The organism is Leptothoe sp. PORK10 BA2, assembly GCF_034932105.1.
GTDB lineage: Bacteria > Cyanobacteriota > Cyanobacteriia > Phormidesmidales > Phormidesmidaceae > Leptothoe.
In genome coordinates, this window is record NZ_JAYGIG010000055.1 from 1 (window position 1) to 19,382 (window position 19,382).

At 49.8% G+C, this 19,382-nt stretch carries 20 protein-coding genes and 1 pseudogene; 12 read left to right on the plus strand and 9 right to left on the minus strand.

Annotation, left to right across the window (positions count from 1 at the left end):
- Nucleotides 1-421: 421 nt before the first annotated feature.
- Nucleotides 422-724: a hypothetical protein gene (locus VB741_RS12385; protein WP_323365494.1), complete on the plus strand. Its 303-nt coding sequence runs from the start codon at nt 422-424 to the stop codon at nt 722-724.
- Nucleotides 725-882: 158 nt separating this feature from the next.
- On the opposite strand, the gene VB741_RS12390 is transcribed toward VB741_RS12385, so the two are convergent.
- A complete protein-coding gene (locus tag VB741_RS12390) occupies nt 883-1,176 on the minus strand; it encodes a hypothetical protein (protein WP_323365495.1) in 294 nt (97 codons plus the stop codon).
- A 70-nt stretch (nt 1,177-1,246) separates the two neighbouring features.
- Here VB741_RS12390 and VB741_RS12395 point away from each other — a divergent pair, with 70 nt between their 5' ends.
- On the plus strand, nt 1,247-2,689 hold the full coding sequence (locus VB741_RS12395) for a PepSY-associated TM helix domain-containing protein (protein ID WP_323365496.1): 1,443 nt from the start codon (nt 1,247-1,249) through the stop codon (nt 2,687-2,689).
- A gap of 131 nt (nt 2,690-2,820) precedes the next feature.
- On the opposite strand, the gene VB741_RS12400 is transcribed toward VB741_RS12395, so the two are convergent.
- The 3 genes from VB741_RS12400 to VB741_RS12405 all read right to left on the minus strand — a co-directional run bounded on the left by VB741_RS12400 (nt 2,821) and on the right by VB741_RS12405 (nt 3,610).
- Complete coding sequence (locus VB741_RS12400; RefSeq protein ID WP_323365497.1) at nt 2,821-2,982, minus strand: hypothetical protein; 162 nt, start codon at nt 2,980-2,982, stop codon at nt 2,821-2,823.
- 15 nt (nt 2,983-2,997) lie between these two features.
- Nucleotides 2,998-3,132 (minus strand): DUF2396 family protein, encoded by a 135-nt coding sequence (locus VB741_RS26350; protein WP_442786346.1) that lies wholly within the window; start codon nt 3,130-3,132, stop codon nt 2,998-3,000.
- Nucleotides 3,133-3,220: 88 nt separating this feature from the next.
- On the minus strand, nt 3,221-3,610 hold the full coding sequence (locus VB741_RS12405) for a Fur family transcriptional regulator (RefSeq protein ID WP_323365498.1): 390 nt from the start codon (nt 3,608-3,610) through the stop codon (nt 3,221-3,223).
- Nucleotides 3,611-3,801: 191 nt separating this feature from the next.
- Here VB741_RS12405 and hemB point away from each other — a divergent pair, with 191 nt between their 5' ends.
- The 7 genes from hemB (at nt 3,802) to VB741_RS12440 (ending at nt 10,323) form a co-directional block, all read left to right on the plus strand.
- Entirely contained in the window at nt 3,802-4,809 is a 1,008-nt protein-coding gene (hemB, locus tag VB741_RS12410) for a porphobilinogen synthase (RefSeq protein WP_442786347.1), read from the plus strand.
- A gap of 48 nt (nt 4,810-4,857) precedes the next feature.
- Nucleotides 4,858-6,072, plus strand: a complete 1,215-nt coding sequence (locus tag VB741_RS12415) for a metal ABC transporter solute-binding protein, Zn/Mn family (RefSeq protein ID WP_323365500.1) — start codon at nt 4,858-4,860, stop codon at nt 6,070-6,072.
- A 36-nt stretch (nt 6,073-6,108) separates the two neighbouring features.
- Entirely contained in the window at nt 6,109-6,873 is a 765-nt protein-coding gene (locus tag VB741_RS12420) for a metal ABC transporter ATP-binding protein (RefSeq protein WP_323365501.1), read from the plus strand.
- A gap of 10 nt (nt 6,874-6,883) precedes the next feature.
- The gene (locus VB741_RS12425) at nt 6,884-7,723 is read left to right on the plus strand and encodes a metal ABC transporter permease (protein ID WP_323365502.1); all 840 of its coding nucleotides are present in this window, start codon (nt 6,884-6,886) and stop codon (nt 7,721-7,723) included.
- Between the two features lie 79 nt (nt 7,724-7,802).
- Nucleotides 7,803-8,849 carry a GTP-binding protein gene (locus VB741_RS12430; RefSeq protein ID WP_323365503.1) on the plus strand — a complete coding sequence of 349 codons (1,047 nt, stop codon included), beginning with the start codon at nt 7,803-7,805 and terminating at the stop codon, nt 8,847-8,849.
- A 163-nt stretch (nt 8,850-9,012) separates the two neighbouring features.
- Nucleotides 9,013-9,651, plus strand: a complete 639-nt coding sequence (gene folE / locus VB741_RS12435) for a GTP cyclohydrolase I FolE (protein ID WP_323365504.1) — start codon at nt 9,013-9,015, stop codon at nt 9,649-9,651.
- Nucleotides 9,652-9,849: 198 nt separating this feature from the next.
- The gene (locus VB741_RS12440) at nt 9,850-10,323 is read left to right on the plus strand and encodes a GNAT family N-acetyltransferase (protein WP_323365505.1); all 474 of its coding nucleotides are present in this window, start codon (nt 9,850-9,852) and stop codon (nt 10,321-10,323) included.
- A gap of 36 nt (nt 10,324-10,359) precedes the next feature.
- Here VB741_RS12440 and VB741_RS12445 read toward each other — a convergent pair whose 3' ends face one another.
- Nucleotides 10,360-10,707: a DOPA 4,5-dioxygenase family protein gene (locus VB741_RS12445; protein ID WP_323365506.1), complete on the minus strand. Its 348-nt coding sequence runs from the start codon at nt 10,705-10,707 to the stop codon at nt 10,360-10,362.
- Nucleotides 10,708-11,028: 321 nt separating this feature from the next.
- On the minus strand, nt 11,029-11,781 hold the full coding sequence (locus tag VB741_RS12450) for an LmeA family phospholipid-binding protein (RefSeq protein WP_323365507.1): 753 nt from the start codon (nt 11,779-11,781) through the stop codon (nt 11,029-11,031).
- A 360-nt stretch (nt 11,782-12,141) separates the two neighbouring features.
- On the opposite strand from VB741_RS12450, the pseudogene VB741_RS26355 reads away from it, so the two are divergent.
- Nucleotides 12,142-13,190: pseudogene (locus tag VB741_RS26355) on the plus strand (Rieske 2Fe-2S domain-containing protein).
- 206 nt (nt 13,191-13,396) lie between these two features.
- A complete protein-coding gene (locus tag VB741_RS12465; protein WP_442786348.1) occupies nt 13,397-13,660 on the plus strand; it encodes a 4a-hydroxytetrahydrobiopterin dehydratase in 264 nt (87 codons plus the stop codon).
- Between the two features lie 47 nt (nt 13,661-13,707).
- On the opposite strand, the gene VB741_RS12470 is transcribed toward VB741_RS12465, so the two are convergent.
- A complete protein-coding gene (locus VB741_RS12470; RefSeq protein ID WP_323365510.1) occupies nt 13,708-15,228 on the minus strand; it encodes a GTP-binding protein in 1,521 nt (506 codons plus the stop codon).
- Between the two features lie 12 nt (nt 15,229-15,240).
- Nucleotides 15,241-16,620: a slr1306 family protein gene (locus tag VB741_RS12475; RefSeq protein WP_323365511.1), complete on the minus strand. Its 1,380-nt coding sequence runs from the start codon at nt 16,618-16,620 to the stop codon at nt 15,241-15,243.
- Nucleotides 16,621-16,850: 230 nt separating this feature from the next.
- Here VB741_RS12475 and VB741_RS12480 point away from each other — a divergent pair, with 230 nt between their 5' ends.
- Nucleotides 16,851-17,669, plus strand: a complete 819-nt coding sequence (locus VB741_RS12480; RefSeq protein ID WP_323365512.1) for a hypothetical protein — start codon at nt 16,851-16,853, stop codon at nt 17,667-17,669.
- 304 nt (nt 17,670-17,973) lie between these two features.
- Here VB741_RS12480 and VB741_RS12485 read toward each other — a convergent pair whose 3' ends face one another.
- Nucleotides 17,974-19,062 (minus strand): glycosyltransferase family 4 protein, encoded by a 1,089-nt coding sequence (locus tag VB741_RS12485; protein ID WP_323365513.1) that lies wholly within the window; start codon nt 19,060-19,062, stop codon nt 17,974-17,976.
- Nucleotides 19,063-19,382 lie beyond the last annotated feature (320 nt).

The following is a 19,382-nucleotide window of genomic DNA, read 5'->3' on the forward strand; positions in this document are numbered from 1 at the left end:
AGTAGACCCACTCTACTTTTGACTAAATTACTGGCTAATAAAACTGAGATGTCTAAAACCCTTGACCCACCTGATTTAGCCGCTTGAGAACGGGGCAGAAGCAAAACAGAAACTTGTCACTGTCCAGTTATTAATATCATCTGAAGGCATTTCTTATAATTCTTCATTTCAAGATAATGTATTTCCTCTTCCATTAGACAGTCCATTTTTCTTCGATGGCAAAATACGCCTCAATGAAACGGATTATAACCAGTATTGAAAAGACTATGGTCATAGTTGGATTTGGGCAGCTCTGAAGCAAGAATCACCTAGTGACTGGCATAAGAGTATATTATCCTCGATTGATTGGGTAGGCAGAGGCCTTCGAGATAAAAATCCTGCTAAATCTCTTGTTCAATTCAATTTTGCGCTCGAAACCCTATTGTCTGATCAGAAAGAAAGTAGATCTTCTTCAATTCGAGGCAGATTATCTGAATTTACTGCGTCTATTGTGGCTGAAAATCTTTCAGACAGGCTTAATTCAGAAAAGAGAGTTAAGAGAATTTACGATTGGCGTTCTGCTATTGTACATGGAAGAAAACAGACTGTACCACCAAGCATTGTGTCAGAATCCATGAATTTAATGAAAGAGATAATTACCAAAATTATTACTAATCCTGAACTCATAAAACTGCAGTCAATTGAGCAGGTAGAGGAGTGGGTCAACAAGAAGAAATATTCTTAGGAATATCTCGGGATTTTTTTTATTGAATCAAGTTTACTCGTTGGAGCTGGAAGTTGGGTTCTTAAGGCCTAATTTTTTGGGCAGATTCCCAAGCTCCAAGCTCGCCAGGTGGCACTTCATAAGATTCAGGATGCTAGCGCCTGGTTTATCTCCATGCTTTATCCCATCATCGCCATTGTGGTCAGACCGAGGCCAATACAGACTGTTGCCAGAGCGCTGACCACTGACAGCCGCTGTATAATTCCAGATCCCAAGAGGGAGTTTTCAAGCCACTGTTGTCCATAAACGGCGGCTAATCCCAGGCTAGTAAGCACGGATGCCAGCCCAAGGCTAAAGCCACCTATAAGCACTAACCCGTAGGCGATTTGGTGTAGTGCGATGGTCAAAGACCGGCATTCGGCCATCGCACTCAGCAACAAAACCAGGGCCGATGGACTTGGAAGTGTGACCACCTGTCTTTTGACAAACTTTTCCCAGTCAAGTACGTTGCCTAGGTAATTTAGTTTAGGGAAAGGTTGTGGCATGACCGAATCTAAGAGTGTTTTCAATCAAACCTCAACATCTGAATCCCCTGGCAATCGGTTTTACCGTACAGTGTGGCGTTGGCACTTCTATGCTGGGTTATTTGTCATACCTTTCATGCTCATTCTGGCAGCAACAGGCATCATTTATCTTTTCAAGCCACAGTTGGATGCAGCGATGTACCACAACCTGATGTTCGTACAGCCTGGTGCGGCTACCCTAGCTTACTCAGAGCAGATAAAGTTTGCTGAAAAGGCATACCCTGATGCAACGGTTACTCAAGTTATGCCGAATATTGCCCCTGATCGCAGTACAGAGGTGCTGCTGACAACGGCTGATGAGCGTAATCTGATGATATTTGTAAACCCTTACACCGGGAAGGTGCTAGGCAATCGCGATGAGGACAACAACTTACAGGCGATCGCACGAAAGATTCATGGAGAATTACTGATCGGGAAACTGGGTGATTACATTGTTGAATTGGCAGCCTGTTGGGCATTGGTTCTTTTGCTCACAGGGCTTTACTTATGGCTACCACGCCATCAGTTTTCTATCTTAGGAACCTTTGTTCCGCGCCTGTGGAGCAAGAACAAACGAATTTTTTGGCGAGACTTACACGCGGTTCCTGGATTTTATGGCGTTCTTCTAATCGGTTTTTTAATTCTTACAGGTTTACCCTGGACCGGTTTTTGGGGAGACACGTTTGCCCAGGTGTGGGGAAAATTTCCAGCTCAAATGTGGGATGACGTTCCTCAATCAACCGTATTGACGGGTTCTCTGAATCAGCGAGGACAGGTAGTACCTTGGGCAGTAGGACAGCTACCGATCCCCCAATCTACTGCGTCTGCACACAACAATCACTCAAATCATGCCGATTCTACAATTTCCCAGCAGGGCGTTGCCGCTAGTGAACCCGTCAGCATTGACTCTGTGATTACCCTGGCTCAAGCTAAAGGCGCACCCCCTGGTTATAATGTTGTCTTTCCTGAAGGGGAAACAGGCGTGTACACTGTATCTGCATTTCCCAACGATCCGACTCAAGAAGTGACAATGCACATTGACCAGTACAGTGGACAAGTCTTGGCAGATGTGCGTTGGGAAGACTATGCATTAGTCCCCAAAGCGGTGGAGATGGGGATTTCTATTCACATGGGAAAATACTTTGGTTTAGCAAACCAATTGCTAATGCTATTTGCATCGTTAATTACGATGTTGCTTTCGATTACCGGAACTGTTATGTGGTGGCAGCGTCGTCCTAGAGGATCTGGGCTGATCGGTGCTCCAGAAATGTTACCCTACGCACAAAGTTGGCAGCTTCCACTGGTAATTACAGCCGTTTTGGGACTTTTATTTCCCTTGGTAGGTATTTCACTGATTCTTGTGCTGGTGTTAGACCGTCTTGTACTAAATCGTATTCCTGCGCTCAAGCGTATTTTTACTTGAAGACGACCCCTTTAAAGAAACGTATCTCAGGAAAAATGACGTCTGCAATGCAGCGTTTTGGCTGGAGTTCAATGCATCTAAGTCGGAGATAGAGCAGGGTGAAAGCCCCTTATCCCATCACCGCCACGCCCCTACCAGAGTTTTGCCGTGACCAGGAGAAAGGGCATGCACGGCACCGAAGGCATAGGCGATCGCAATTCCGGTTGCGATCGCAGCCGGAATTGCTGACCATCCAGCAAGGTTGTTAATCGGTTGGCAGCTTCAACATGGGCCAGAATGAACAGCGAAGCCATGATGTTGTTCTCCAATCAGGAAGTCATAGGCAAACCAAATAAACGCAGTCTGCCATAGTAGATCTGGCGAAACCAATCAGACTGAGATGCCAGGTAGGGAATCACCAGTTCTCGATATCGCTGGGCCAGATTGATACCCAAAAGATTCAATGGGATTGAGATGTCTCAGTCCCAGATTTCTCTTGCCCTACGCCTTTGGCACATGCACCTTGGGCTATAGGAGAACCGTAACTGTGCTTCACCGATCCTGTACCGTGCAGGGTTCGCAAAGACCAAAGAATTCGAGGGTGTGATAGTAGATTGTGAAGGAGCTGGAGTGCTGGAGTGAAAACTCTAGCCCTTTCAAAGGGCACGCATTTAGAGGAAACGATTGTCCACAGTCCAAACAGGTCATGTAGTGACGGTCCCGCTCCACGGCATTGTAGAGGGTCTCGCCCGTCAGCGTTACCCGATGCTGCACCTTGCCCATACGCTTTAGCGCATCCAGGGCTCGATATACCGTTGCTAAACCAATCCGCTGATGTTTCTTGATCAGCGTATATAACGCCTGAGCCGAGATCGGTTCAGGCTGCTGCCGTAGTAACTGCAGTACCGTTGTTTGAGCCCGAGTACAGTGAACCTGAGTCATGGATTTTTTAAGAATTGCGAACTGACAAGTCAGCACTGGCGCTATCGCGTCAATTTTGAAAAACTGGAAAAACTGATGTAAGATATCCGAGAGTGATAATCATTATCATACCGGGTTTCCATCCTATGTCATCCACATCTCTGTCACCTACGTCAGCGCCCCTCCAAACCGCCACAGATGCGGCTGAAGCGATGGTGGAAGCTGCACCCGCTAATAGTACTGGTGGCCAAGTACATCGTCCCCGGCGTCTGCGCCGTACCAGTACACTACGCCGTATGGTGCAAGAGACGGTGCTAACCACCGCTGATCTGATTTATCCCCTGTTTGTCATGGAAGGTGAGGGGCAGAAAGAGGCTATACCGTCGATGCCCAACTGTTTTCGCTACTCCCTAGATCTATTGATGGAAGAAGTAAAAGCGGTATGGGAGTTAGGCATTGGAGCCATTGCCCTGTTCCCACTAATTCCCCATCATCAAAAAGACAACGCTGGCACCGAGAGCTATAACCCAGATGGTTTGATCCCTCGGGCAGTGCGTGCCCTCAAGCAGGCTCTTCCCGAGCTGCTGGTGATTACCGATGTGGCGCTTGACCCTTATAGTACCGAGGGCCATGACGGCATTGTCCAAAATGGTCAAATTCTCAACGATGAAACCGTTGCAGTCCTCGTCAAGCAGGCCCTGGTGCAGGCTGAGGCAGGGGCTGATTTTGTGGCCCCATCAGATATGATGGACGGTCGTGTGGGGGAGATTCGTCGGGCATTAGATGCAGCAGGCTGGATTAATGTCGGCATTCTCGCCTATTCCGCTAAATATGCATCAGCATACTATGGCCCATTTCGCGATGCCCTGGATTCTGCCCCCAAGTTTGGTGATAAAAAGACGTATCAGATGGATGCGGCCAACTCCAGAGAAGCCCTGAAAGAGGTGGATCTCGATATTGAAGAAGGAGCGGACATCGTCATGGTGAAACCGGCTCTGGCCTATTTAGATGTGATTTGCCGCATTAAACAACACACCAATTTACCTGTTGCTGCTTATAACGTCAGCGGTGAATATGCCATGGTGAAAGCAGCGGCGCAGCAGGGCTGGATTGATGAAAAAGCCGTCATGCTAGAGACCCTAACCAGTATGAAACGAGCTGGAGCCGACTTGATTTTGACCTATTTCGCTAAAGATGCGGCCCTAGCTTTACGTCCATAACAAGGCAACACCTAAAGAATCAAAATAGTTTTTCAAAGGAGAACAGTTATGTCTAGATTGAGTTTTCAACGACAGGTACAACAGTTATCGATTATGGCGCTGGGTGCAATCGTTACTCTGGGCGGTTGTACAACTGCTCCTACGGCCACCAGCGAAGCAGAACCTTCAGAAGCGGCGGCCCCTGAAGCCTCATTGCAGGTGGTCACTACATTTTTGCCCATGACCCAGTTCACTAAGGCGGTGGCGGGCGATCGCGCTGAGGTGGTACAGCTACTACCCACCAATGTAGGTCCCCATGACTTCCAGGCCAAACCCAGCGATATTCAGGCAGTTACCAATGCGGACGTGTTGGTCAAAAACGGTTTGGAAATGGAGTTCTTTTTAGATGACATGATCGAGAATGCGGAAAATCCCGATCTGGTCACGATCGACTCTAGCGAGGAGATTGCTACGTTTGTCAGTGGTGGCGAAGCAGGCCATGACGACCATGCTGAAGAAAAGGCCCACGACGATCACGCTGAAGCAGGTCATGACGACCATGCTGAAGAAAAGGCCCACGACGATCACGCTGAAGCAGGTCATGATGACCATGCTGAAGAAAAGGCCCACGACGACCACGCTGAAGCAGGCCATGATGATCATGGCGAAGCAGCAGCCCATGCGGACGAACATGCTCATGGTGAATTCGATCCTCATGTCTGGCTGGACCCCAAGCGAGCTATTGAACAGGTGGAAAATATTCGCGATGGTTTGATTGCCGCCGATCCAGAAGGAGAGGCTGAATACACCGCCAACGCGGCTGAATTTATTACTGAACTACAGACATTAGATGCTGACATTACAAAAATGTTGTCCCCCTTTGCCGGACAGACATTTGTGGTGTTTCATGACTTTGCCGCCTATTTTGCCAGTAGCTATGGACTAGAAGCCGATGTTCTGGTGGGTCTTCCCGAAGAGAATCCATCTCCAGACGATGTCAAGCGGGTGATGGACACAGTGCAGGCGGAAGGTCTAAAAACTATTATGACCGAACCCCAAGCTGGAGAATCTTCTTTTAAGGCGATTGCACAAGATCTCTCCATTGGCGTGAGTGAGTTTGACCCCCTTGAAGTAGGTCCTCCAGAGGCGATAGAGCCAGACTACTATCTGGCAACCATGCGTCAGAATGCTGAGAATCTGGCCAATGGCTTTGGGGCATCGACCCAATCCTGGTATCCGTTCTCGGCACCTCCACTGGTGGCCGTCATCAATTGGTGGCTGTAATATGAAGGATGATTTTATGGGGCCAGGAGAGAACAGTTGAACGATCCAGTTTTAGTCGTCAACGAGTTGACGGTTTACCGAGAGGCCTATGCAGCGGTTCAGAAGGTATCGTTTACGGTGCCTGCTGGCATGGATACCGCGATTGTGGGTCCTAACGGAGCTGGAAAAAGTACCCTAATCCAGGCCATACTGGGCATTTTGCCACGCCAGTCGGGGGAGGTGTTTGTTCTGGGGCAGCCGCTTTCTCCTAAAGGCAAATTGCCAATGGCGGTGAGACAGCAGATTGCCTATCTGCCTCAGAATTTTCTGTTTGATCGCCGCATTCCTATTACAGTCAACGAGTTGATAGGGCTGGGCTGGGATCGGCTGGGCATACAGCTGCCCTGGTCCGGTGGACAGGCACGCCGTCACGCAGTGCAGCAGGCATTGACCCAAGTGGACGCCTGGCATTTGCGTCATAAGCTTGTGAGCGCTTTGTCAGGGGGAGAGCTAAAGCGCGTATTGCTGGCCTATTGTTTGGTGCGTCCTCGCCGTCTGCTGATTCTGGATGAGGCTCCAGCCGGATTGGATGTGCGTAACGAATCGGAATTTTACCGGTTGCTGCATCAGCTGAAAAAAGAGCAGGGATGGGCAATTTTGCAGGTTTCCCACGATCTGGATATGGTGCGTCGCAGTTGCGATCGCGTCCTTTGTATCAATCGCACCTTGCTCTGCCAGGGAACTCCAGACCATTCTCTCACACCAGAGAACCTATCCCTGGCCTATAGCCCTGAGTTTGTTCGCTATCACCATTCTTGTTAATCTCTTCATCATGACGATCCAGGCTGAATTTACCCGTGTGATTGAACTGTTTCAACTGCCCTTTATGCACCGGGCACTGATAGGCAGCGTTCTAACTGGATTTATGGGCGGCTTAATGGGTAGCTTTACCGTTCTCCGACAGCTTTCTTTCTTTAGTGATACCCTGGGACACTCAGCCCTGTTGGGCATCAGCATTGGCTTCTTGCTGGGACTGGATCCGGGCTGGGTGTTGTTACCCTTTGCGGTTCTTTTTGCATTGGGGGTGACTTACTTTCTGGAACACACCCGTCTCTGGACCGATGCTCTGTTGAACATTGTTTACTCATCGTCCCTGGCCATTGGCATTATCTTGCTCAGTTTTCGTGATGACTACAAGGGCGGCATCACCCATCTGTTGTTTGGTGATATCCTGGCTATGCGAACTACTGACTTAATCTTTAGCGGTGTGCTACTGGTAATATGTGTCATATTTATGAGCCTAACGTTGCGCTCCCAAATTCTCCTGACACTCCATGAATCCATGGCCATTGCTCGGGGGGTGTCTGTGTCTGCCCAGCGTACAGCGTTCATCGTATTGCTATCCCTGGTGGTGGGCATTTCCATTAAGGCCATCGGCGTTTTGTTGATTAGTGCGTTTGTGGTGATTCCCGCCTGCGCCGCCCGTCTTCTCAGCCGCAACTTTGTTCAGTACATCCTAATTTCGGCGAGCCTGGGTGCTTTAGGAGCCGCCATTGGCATGACGGTTTCTGCCTTTTTCGATTTACCGTCGGGTCCCAGCATTGTCACCGTTCAATTCGCTATTTTTCTGTTGGCTATGCTCGCACCCAATACTCGAAAGCTAGCCTTGTAAATGTCCTAACGCTTACCCAGCTGTCTGCTGTATACCGCCTAAATCCCTAACTTATCTTGTTGCTTCCGGAGTTTATCGCATGAAAGCCTCATCCCCCCCTTTGAGCACCAAAAGAGGAATGCCCATCACCATTATCACCGGATTTCTCGGTAGTGGTAAGACAACGCTGTTGAACCATATTCTGAGCAACAACAAAGACCTAAAGGTTGCTGTTCTAGTTAATGAATTTGGTGATATCAACATCGACAGTCAGCTATTAGTGACCATGGATGAAGATATGGTTGAGCTTAGCAATGGCTGCATTTGTTGCACCATCAACGACGATCTAGTGGATGCTGTTTATCGAGTGCTAGAGCGGAATGACCGCATCGATTACTTGGTGATTGAGACTACGGGTGTGGCTGATCCGCTGCCGATTATTCTTACCTTTTTGGGTACAGAACTGCGGGATCTCACCCGTCTAGATTCCATTATCACCATGGTGGATGCGGAAACCTTCACGCCCGATCATTTTGAAAGCGCGGCAGCCTTGAAGCAAATTACCTACGCTGATGTTACAATTGTAAACAAAGTCGATCTAGTGTCATCGGACCAGGTAAAGACGTTAGAAGAGTATCTTAGTAGCGTTAAAGAGGGGGCAAGGATTTTGCACAGTCAGCAGGGTCAGGTACCCCTGCAGCTAATTTTAGATGTGGGGTACAACGATCCCGAAGATTACGCTGAACTAGTGCAAGAAGAAATCGAGCAAACGGCACGCGAGCATCACGGGCACGAGCATCACGGGCATGAGCATCATGGGCACGAGCATCATGAACACCATCACCACCATTCTGCCCATCTCGAGAATGATGGATTTGTCTCCATCGCATTTGAGAGTGATCGTCCCTTTCATGTCAAAAAATTTGAACACTTTTTGCAAAACAAACTTCCAAAGAATGTTTTTCGGGCAAAAGGAATTCTCTGGTTTGAGGAAAGTGAACTGCGCAATATTTTTCAGCTAAGCGGCCCACGCTTTTCCATTGACGGTGAAGAATGGCACACCCCACCTCGAAACCAGCTTATTTTTATCGGGCGACAGCTCAATGGCGATGACATTAAGCAAGAGCTGGCAGCTTGTCTGGCCTGATTTTCACAATTTGTCAGGGGAGTGGTGAAACTACCCTGACGGGCAATTGTCCATACGGCAATTAGCTACATCCAGTCTTTCAGTCCTTAGCTGAAGGGGGTTGATCGGTTTGCGATCGCTCAACATCTTGATAAATTACCCAAAATTTACCCACTAGTTATTCATGACCTTATCCATTTCACCCGACGCCATTCGTAACCAGTTAATCAGTACCGAAGCAAAAGCCCCTGTCTCAGACGAAGACATGCAACAAGCCGTGCGAACACTGCTTCTAGGCTTAGGAGAAGACCCCGACCGTGAAGGTTTACGCGACACACCAAAACGTGTGGTCAAAGCCCTCAAATTTTTAACCTCTGGTTATCATCAGTCCCTGGATGAACTGCTTAATGGAGCCGTTTTCCATGAAGACGCCAATGAAATGGTACTGGTACGTGATATTAATTTGTTCAGTTCTTGCGAACACCATATCTTGCCGATTCTAGGCCGTGCCCATGTTGCCTACATTCCCAATGGCAAGGTGATTGGATTATCAAAAATTGCCCGTATTTGTGAAATGTATGCACGACGGTTGCAGGTGCAAGAACGGCTAACCCAACAAATTGCTAACGCTCTCCAGGGTCTTTTACAACCTCAAGGAGTAGCAGTTGTCGTCGAAGCATCTCACATGTGTATGGTCATGCGCGGTGTGCAAAAGCCAGGTTCTTGGACCGTCACCAGTTCAATGCAAGGGGTGTTTGCTGAAGATGCTCGCACGCGTCAGGAGTTTATGGAACTAATTCGCCACAGCCCATCGTTCCATTAGGAAATTTCCCTAAAAAAGTTTGCTCACGCACCGGGAGGTAAGCATCACGCTTATCTCCTTTTTTATTATTTCTCTATCTGACACGAATCCAGAAACCATAGGTGGTGTTGATCCATTAACCCAAGATCGTAACAAAGAGCCCAACGCGGATACCATGGACTAATGTGAAGATGGCTGTCCTCTATAATTCGACCGAATATGATTCGACCGAGCAAATCCGAAGATACAGTCGCTCTGATAGCCTTGGCTGAGGCAACCGGATTGTTTCCGCCCGATGGATTAGAGTTGTTGCGTCAGATGCTGACTGAGACATTTGAAAGCAGCAAGGATAACGATAGTTTTTGGCTAACAGATAATGACGATGGTCCAGTCGGTGTAGCTTACTGTGAGCCTGAGCGCATGGCAGACGGGACATGGAACTTGCAGATGATTTTGATCCATCCTGATCGTCAAGAACAAGGTCGTGGGACAAGGCTACTGCAGTTTGTCGAGCAGGAGGTAACGGCTCGTAGTGGGAGGATGTTAATCATAGATACATCTGGAGTACCTGAATTTGAGCGGACACGGGCGTTCTACGCAAAGTGTGGTTATGAAGCCGAGGCTCGAATTCGAGATTTTTATGCTGTGGGTGATGATAAGGTTGTGTTCCGGAAAGTCCTCACTGGAGCTTAGATAAACAATCTTGCCAAGAGAGAGCTGCCATGACGGTTAAGCCCTGAAAATTGATAGATTAAGTGCCACGGGATTGCCCAGCCAGGAAGCGTGGGTGGTGTGATCTTCTAAATCATTTCCGGTTAGGGCATGGACAAACACCGTCAAATGTCCGCGATTTTTTTCGAGCCATGGAATTACTTCATCAAACTGGGCGTGATCAAAGGCGAGTTGGCAACTCCAGCAAGGGTGAGGTCCGACCAGCTTTTGGTGGACTCGACCCACCTTTACCCCAAAACGATCCCCAGCCTCCTGACAGATAGAAGAGGCATGGGCCACGGAACTTTCATCGAAATAAACATGGGCGTGGTAATGGTCGTAGCTATTAATCGGTCGTTTCGTCATGAGCAAATAGTCGAAATTTTCTGATCCAGGTTGACCAATTTTGAACTCTCCAGGGAAACTTTGCCACCGCAGGGGTTATCCTTCGTGGGGACAAGGGGGTATACCCAGGGCAAACCCGTTATGTCCAAAGTTTGCCTAAGGTCAAAGGACCATTGAGACATGGACAACATTTATTGGGTTAGTAATCTAGCCAAAGGGGAGAATGGTTTGAATATTGGTAGCCCTGAGGGAACTAGAGCGACCAATTGAGGCAAATAGCCTATATCAGACTGTTCATAACCAGAAGCCCTTGAGGCAAGGGCTTTAACCGTATAGGTATACCTATTTCTTCTGGGGAAACTGATTAATGTGGGCAATACCGTAGAAAATCAGCTCCTTATTACGCATCCTCACTTTGTCAACGCGTAGCTGAGTACCATCTAGGGCAAAAGAATCTAGATCCATTAGGTCATTGACGTGTTCGACAATCGCCTGGCCTAAGGCAATGTCCTTATCCGTACCGTAGTAGACAGCATCTACAAAGGCAATCTTGGTTCGGTCATAAACTTCAACCTTCGCAGTCAGGTTGACCGATCGGGGGATGGTCTCATTGCCAATGCAGATTTTGCTTTCAAGGGTCACGGATGTATCGTCATTTAGGCTCATTTCAGTGGAGCTAAAATGCAGGGGTTGCCCCTCAAACGTCATCTGCTGAAGCTTCTCGACCACAAAGGGCGTATTGAATGAACTGGTCAGGTCCTCTTCCGTCAGCACAACCCGCAGGGACGCCTGGGTTGGCTGCTTAAGTCGAACTTGGCCTTTAAATACAGCACCAAAGTCAATGGATACGGCCTGGACAAAGAGCTCTAGGGCTTTAATCCGCAGCCCGTTATACATCAGCATGCTGTGGCCGATAAAATCAAAGCCATCAACACTTCCCTGGAGTAGCTTAGCTACAGGCTCGGCTCGAACGGTAGCATCTAGCTTACCTGTACGCTTAAACAAGGCAGCTATGGCAGTACTAACCACCTTGCTTACGACTTGATCACCGCCCTGTCCTGGAAATGGTAAATTGCCTAGCACGAAGGATGTCATTCCTGTTCAGTGATCGATTTCAATGGCTACGACAGCCGAAACCTAACGTATGGGGTCAGCAACTATTATGTACTTTTTTTAAGAAATGTAACCACTGATAACGATATTTTTCTCTTATAGATTTGATTTAGGAGCTAAAAGAATTGTAGTGCAGGTTTAGGTCAATATCGCCCCGAACCCAATAAATGCATCGCCCCTGGGTGCCATCAACGGGCCTTAAAACTACCCTAGCAAATGGTCACATCGGTTACGGACAGGCTGGTTTCAGTCGAGGACCCTAGCAATAGGTGATTTTTTACGGACAGAGTGTTAGGCCGTAGATATGGCTGGAGATATCTGTGGATATATCTAGACATATCTATGGTTTTAGTAAGGTGGATTAAATCTATGGCTCACTATCCGCGTGGATGCACATTTTCCCAGGAAGATTGGGATGCGATCGCACCCTTCTGGTTTCCCATCGCCTTTAGCCACACCATCACCGATCGACCCATCGCAGCAACACTCCTAGACCAACGTCTAGTCATTTGGCGCACCAGCCAGGGCCTGTCAGTGGCCAACGACCTCTGCCTCCATCGGGGCGTCCCCATGAGCATGGGCCATGTGGAAAACGACCAGCTGATCTGTAAGTACCACGGCTTTCACTACGATGCCAGCGGCGCCTGTACCCTCATACCGGCCAATCCCCAGGCCACCATCTCCCAGCGGCTGTGCCTAAAAACCTATCCCGTCCGCGAAGCCTACGGCTTAGTGTGGACCACCCTGGCAGGGGATGGTAGCGATGCCAACCTGCCCCAGCTCCCCGAATGGGACACCCCGACTATCAGCCCATTTTGCCCGACAGTATGGCCATCAACGCCGCCGTTGGCCGCCAAATGGAAGGCTTTCTCGATGTGGCCCACTTTGCCTGGGTACACCATGAAGCCTTTGCCAACCGCGATAATCCGGTGGTCCCCCCCTATACGGTCACCCCCACCCCCCACGGACTGCGGGCAGAATATGTCAGCACCGTCAGCAATTTTCCCAAAGCATTACAGCATCGCGCTCCCCAGGATTTTGAATGGCTGCGGGTGTTTGATGTGTTTTTGCCATTTGCCGCTATTTTACGGGTGCATTTTCCCGCCGGGGGACGGCTCTGCATTTTGAATGCCCCATCACCCATATCAGCCCGTAAGACCCGGCTATTTTCGCCACTGTGTCGCAATTTTGACCAAGACCAGCCCCTAGAACCGGTCTATGAGTTTAATCGGCAAATTTTTTCAGAAGACAAAGAGGTGGTAGAGGCCCAATATCCAGAAGATTTACCCCTAGACCTAAGCACCGAATATCACATCCCAGCCGATAAAACCTCCATCGCCTATCGCAAAGGATTGGCCAACTTAGGCCTCACCAAAATGTACACGGCTTAAAAACCCGTTGCTCCCTGCCCACCCCCTAACGGAACGTTGGGTCAGGCATACTGAATAAAATTAGTTGAGGTTAACTGAATTAAGTGCTGAGTTTACTGTTATTGGCCAACTTGGAAGGTCAGGTGCTAGGCCCTCATCGGCCCAAGGTAACCCCATGGCCCCAGGCAAGCGTTACTGCCAAAAATGCACCGACCCACCTCAGTGGGATCGAAATTCGTCTACGGATGCGGCCATTATCCGACTGGACCACCGATGGCACCCGTCTATACCATACGCGCACATTTGAAGGGTTTGTAGACGCGATCGCATTTGTCAATAGCCTGGTGGAACCCGCCGAACAACTGGGCCACCACCCTGACATTACCGTCAGCTACAACCAAGTCTCCATAACGTTAACCACCCACGATGCCCAAGGTCTAACAGACCTGGACTTTCAGCTAGCCAGACAAATCTCCCAGTTGGGCCTATAGCCTTGCCCCTGTGGCCATAGGCCCAGGAGTTACAAAGCCGACCACGACTATTCAGCTTTTTTCTGATACTGTTCCACCACCGACTGTCGGACTTCCTGTTGCAACCGTTCCAGAGCGGTATCTGTCTTAGCATTGTCCACAATCGTCCGCATCAGGGTTTTAATGCCCTGGGGGCCCCAGGAACACCCCTGTTCCAGATACAGGCGGGCCGCCTGCCCTACCGCATAGGTGCCATAGCCAGCGGCAACGGCCTGGGCTCCCATGGCCCCCGCATAGGCCGTCAGCCCAGAAGCCCCATCCACCATACTCCACAGGGCTGCGCCACTTTTCCCCAGGCCCAAGATCAACCCACTGCCTAACTCACTGAGGAGCAGCGTGCCCGAACTGCGAACAATGGCCTGCCAGAGCTTACTCGCTTCAAAGTTGGTCATGGGAAAGCCATAGAGCTTGGCCAGATTGCGGATCATCACGAGGTCAGAAGCCACCCCTCCCAGCAGGTCAAGTACCGCCACCGGGTTTAAGGCGACGGCAGCGGACTTATATTTTGCAAATTGCAAGATAATATCGTCGGCAGCGGCCTGGTTGAGGGCTGCCGTGGCAGTGGCCAAGGTGGTGTCCACCTGGTTAGCCTGGTGCAGGGTGTTGAGCGCCACCAGGGTAGGTCCTTCTGTTTGAAATAAGTCAATTAGGACTGTTTTGAGGGGGGCAATTTCCGGCGGCGGTGTCTCCCATGCCTCCGTTACTCGACCATCGGGCCATTCGACACGCACCTTTAGCGGTGAGGGTTCTGCCGCCACCAAAATAACATCATCCACAATGGGGATATCCGATGCTGGACTCGTTATTTTCTCAGCGGTACTGTCCTCGCTCAGGGGCTGGGTTAACTGGGTCTGGAGACGGCTCAGATTGTCATAAACAGCCTGACGATCCGTATCTGGATACAGGTCCGTTTTGTTAAACACCAGCAGTAGCGGTTTACGCGTCTGGTAAAGCGTTTTCAAAGCGGTGTATTCAGTATTTGTGATATCGCCCGCCACCACAAACAAAATTAAGTCTGCCTGCTGGGCCACATCCTGGGCCATCTGTCCCCGTTCTGCCCCTTCAATTTCATCTAAACCGGGGGTATCAATCAGCTCAATTTTGAGGGGGGTCTCCCCCTCAGCCACCGCCGGAGTCCAATAAATAGAGCGGGGCCACTGGGTAACGCCATTCAAAGGACCAGTTTCGAGAATTTTTTCGCCCACCAGGGCATTGAGCACAGCGGACTTGCCTCGGCTAACCAGTCCAAACACGGCTACCCGTAGGAGGGTGCTGTCTAGTTTGTTTAACAGGGCCGTCAGCTGGTCAATGCCGGATTTGACCGCCGCCTGCCGCTTCAGTTCATCGGCATCTGAACGGGTGAGCTCTAACTGGGGAATGTAGCGATCAATGGTTTGTCGCAAACTCTCCCGGGCTTGGTCCACCAGGGGATGGGCTTGGTTCGGGCTAACGTCTCTAGTCGTTTGGGTCGGAGTCGTCCCATCCCTAGCCACATCAGCCCCATCCTGAATCAACACTGGGTCAGTCATGGTAAATAGGGCCTAGCTGGCAATAGGACTAGCCTTGGGCAAATGGGGCAATGCCTGGGTGACAAAGTCCTTCAGAGCTAAGCCTTGGCGGGCTTGCTGGAACAGGGATTGGAGACGACTGCCCAGCCCGGCAAAGTCAAGCTCGGTGGCCTCTAACAAACTCTGCTCTTCGAAGTAATCAATCAGGGTGAGACCGGCTAAACGGGTGAGATAGGCCGCACTCACCCCCTGTAGTGCCCCCCCGGCCAAGTAGGTGGTGACATGGCTTTTGAGAATGGTGCCCAGGGCTTGGGAGGCCAGTTCCACCAGGCCCAGCTTAACCGTCAGTTCGGCGATGGTACCGGCGGCGGCTTTGGCCTGGTCCATGGAGAATTTTTGCCCATAAATGCCCCCCAGATCCAGCACTAGCTGGCCATTAATGGCGGCTGTGGCCAGCAGATCGACGGTGGCGATGGGATTGGCAAAAGCAGTACCAGCGGCGATCCACTGCATTTGCTCGATGACGGACATGGCCTTTTGGCGACGATACTCGTTAAGTGTGTGGATGATGCGCTGCCGTAGGTCTGTAATTTGGCGCAGGGTGGTGGCCATAACCAGGGGAGCGGGTTCCAGGGTGAATGCCTCCAGCTGCTGAGCCAAGGCGGCTACATCGGCCGCAGGCTGCTCAAAGGTTTCCGTCACTTCGCCCGAGGTTTCATGGCGACGCACTTTGATTGGGTTGGGGTTTGCTGCGATCGCAACCACCTCCACCCCCCGCTCGGCCACCCGCTGCTTAATGCGGTCCAGCACGACAGCTTTATCCATGGGAGTGTACTGGTCCTGCTTATTCAGCACCACCAACACCTGATGACCTTCAGAAATTAGCGTTTCCAGTCGTTTTAACTCAGACGCTGTCATATCGCCTGCAATCAGCAGCAGCACCAAGTCAGCATCTTGGGTGGCCTCGCCAAAGGTAATCAGGGGTGGAGCAGAGGGCTCGGCTATTTGTAAATGCTTGAGCAGGGTTGTCTTACCCGTCGCTTTATTGCCTGTAATCGCAACGGTTAGACGAGTGCGCTCCAGACTGTCGAGCAGCACATCGTGTTCGGTGCGGTAAATTTCTGCTTGGGCGGCTGACTGACTGTCTTCAGTTAGTAACTGATCAATCAGCTGGTCGACACGTCCCAGGGCCTGGTCAATCGTCTCGCGTTGAACCATTACCTGTTGGGGAATCGTGGGAACGGCAATCCGCTGACTCTGTTGACGAAACCACCATAGACCGAAACCTAGTGAGATCACACCCAGCACAAGCGACCCATCCATGGGCACATGATGCACCACATCCAATAGCCACAGGCTGGCGCTTAACCCCAAACCACCAACCAGAATAGGACGCTTGATTGCGATATCCATAGTTCCTAGACCCACGAGTTTCTTCCACTCCATTCTATAAAGCGGGGGGTAGACAAGTAGGGGGAAAACCCAACAGAATTAACATAGGCCTTAAAGATCAGCCAATTTGCGGTGTTGCTTTCACTATACGGCGAGGAGAGCAACACCACATGACATCCCGTCCCAACAGCTCAGAACAGTAAGCAGGAATGCTATAACTTCAGATACAGACGTTTTATAAATTTTCTCCCATGGCTGATGAGTCTGTCCTACAACAAGGGTCGCTACTCGGCCGCTTAATGCTCGACTATGACACCACCAATGAGCTGGGATTAGTAGACAGTCTACTGGTAAATTTAGCCCAGGGCCAAGTGGTAGGACTGGTGGGCAAAGGCCCCCTGTGGCAGCGGCAACGACCGATCTACAGCTGGAGCCAAGTCGCCAACATTGGCCAAGATAGTATTGTTCTACGCGGCCAAGGGACAGCAACACCCTCCACTGCAGCCCAGCCCATGGTGGGGTTAGAAGTATGGACGGACACGGGCAACTGCGTCGGCCAAATTGTGGACTATCGGTTTGAACGCCAGGGTACAGTGGTGAAATATCTATTTACCCAGCCCCACCAACCCGGATTGTACGGCTTAGCTCCCGATGCCATTATTAGTGCTGGACGAAAACGAATTATGGTGTCGGCTCCATCCGTTGAGCAGGCAGAATATTTTACCGATGAAGCCATCCCCCTAGACCCACAAGACTGGCAAACCACAGCCCAAGCCCTAGCCGAGCAGGTACAACAGCGCACCCAAGGGCTATCAAACTACGCCCAGGAAAAGTGGCTCACCGAGGATCTCAATCAGCAGATCCAGGATAAGACTCGGCAGATCCAGGACAAGACCCAGGGATTACGAACCCAGCTCAACCAACAGGTCTCCAAAGCCAAAAAGCGACTCAGCCCACTAAATAAAGCATTGGAAAATACCCTAGGAAATACCCTCGACCAATTTAGCCCCCCAACCAATACCCCTGCCATCGATGTAGATTCTTTTGAAGTATGGGAAGACGACGATTAGAGGTTGGTCGGCCGAAGAGATATCCATAGCTGCTTTAGTAGACCAGCCTTAGGCAATTGCACAATAAGTAGGTTATCCAAATTAGGCTTCAGACTCCGAGGCCCCCTTCCATCCCCCAATACTGGGGGAGACTAGACTAAAAGCCCCCAAGATTAGGGGTTTGGGGGCACATTCGATGAAGTCAAACTCCTGATCTTCCATCTTATAAATGATTAGACCAACCTACTTACATTCAATTACCAAAGCCATGACATGGAGCACATTGTTCAACTGAGTAGAACAAGCCAAATAAGAGCTGGCGTAGCTACCCCTCGGATGAAACAGCTGCCCCAGAAGACGGCAAAGAAGACGGCGTCACGGTAGCATTGCGCCCCGTAACGTCATCTAAAATCCTCTCCAGGCAGCGCGCTGCACCCTCGTCAGAGAAGTGTTTCTGAGCATAAGCTTGGGCATTTCGGCCTAGGCGATTTCGCAACTCCGGATCATTCCACAGCAACATAATCGCTTCTTTCAAACTTTCCACACAACCGGGCTTTACCAACAACCCCGTTTCGCCATGCTGAACATAATCACTCATACGGTAGCAGTCACTGACAATCAGAGCCTGCCGCATGTGCATAGCTTCTATTACAGTCACATGACCAGCCGCAGTTACATCAGGCTTAGGCTCTAAAGGTACAACATTGATCCGAGACTCCTGCGCTATTTGATAGCAATCTAGCCTTGAAATACCAAAGGGTGTTTTCACTTGTTCCGGAATGGTAATCCCTTCTAGGGCAGAACGCCCTGCCGCAACAACAGTAGGCAGATTCAATTCCTTCACAGCCTGAAATAGACAAGGGAAGTCTCGATGGGCCGATCCTAGGGCAGCAACAAACGGATTTTCCGTATTTTCTTCGAACCTGGCATCAATACCAGAACAGGGAAACGGCACAAACTCAAATCGGCTTTCGGGAATATTTAACCAATTACTGTATATCTCGATCTCTTGACGACTGTGTACGACAAATCGATCGATTTGTCGTAGGCCACACCGAGCCATCCAAAGACGAATAGGTCCTACCTGATAGTTACCAATATTAAATGTCCAAGCTACAATAGGTTTTTTAGACCTTCTCAACAGCTTCTGCCAACCGATGACAGCTGGCAACTGGGGGAATAACGTAATAACTCCATCTGCATCGCTATTCAAAGCCGCTGCCGCATGATTCCAGTGAAGCAACCACTGTGACGGAGTAGTAAATTTCAGCTTCCTATCGTGCCAGTTGGTAATCGGCGTAGAGCGAGCTATCAATTCAAAGTCGTACTTTTCATTAGAAATATGACTACATAACCAAAGTTTCTTATCAACATGCTCTTGATTAAAGTATGCGGCAATGACTGACCATTTCATCCGTGGACATCCTCTCAATAGTTGTTCAAGCAAGCAAAAAATTAACCTTATAAGCTATATAGACATACACAACAGAATAGTACAATTCGCGAAACTCACTACAATCTTACTACAGCTTTATGGCAATCCTTATGGGCCTTACCCAAACCCTCATCGACTGAATCCACAACATACTTTAAATCCTATTGAATGTAGGTAAGCATTCAGGGGGTCTGAGTTGTGAGAGTTTCAATCAGCAGAGTACCTGCTAGAGTAAGCGGATGAAAGACAAGGCTCTCCCATCGATTCCCGAGGTCAGTAAAGCGGATTGGGAAAAGACA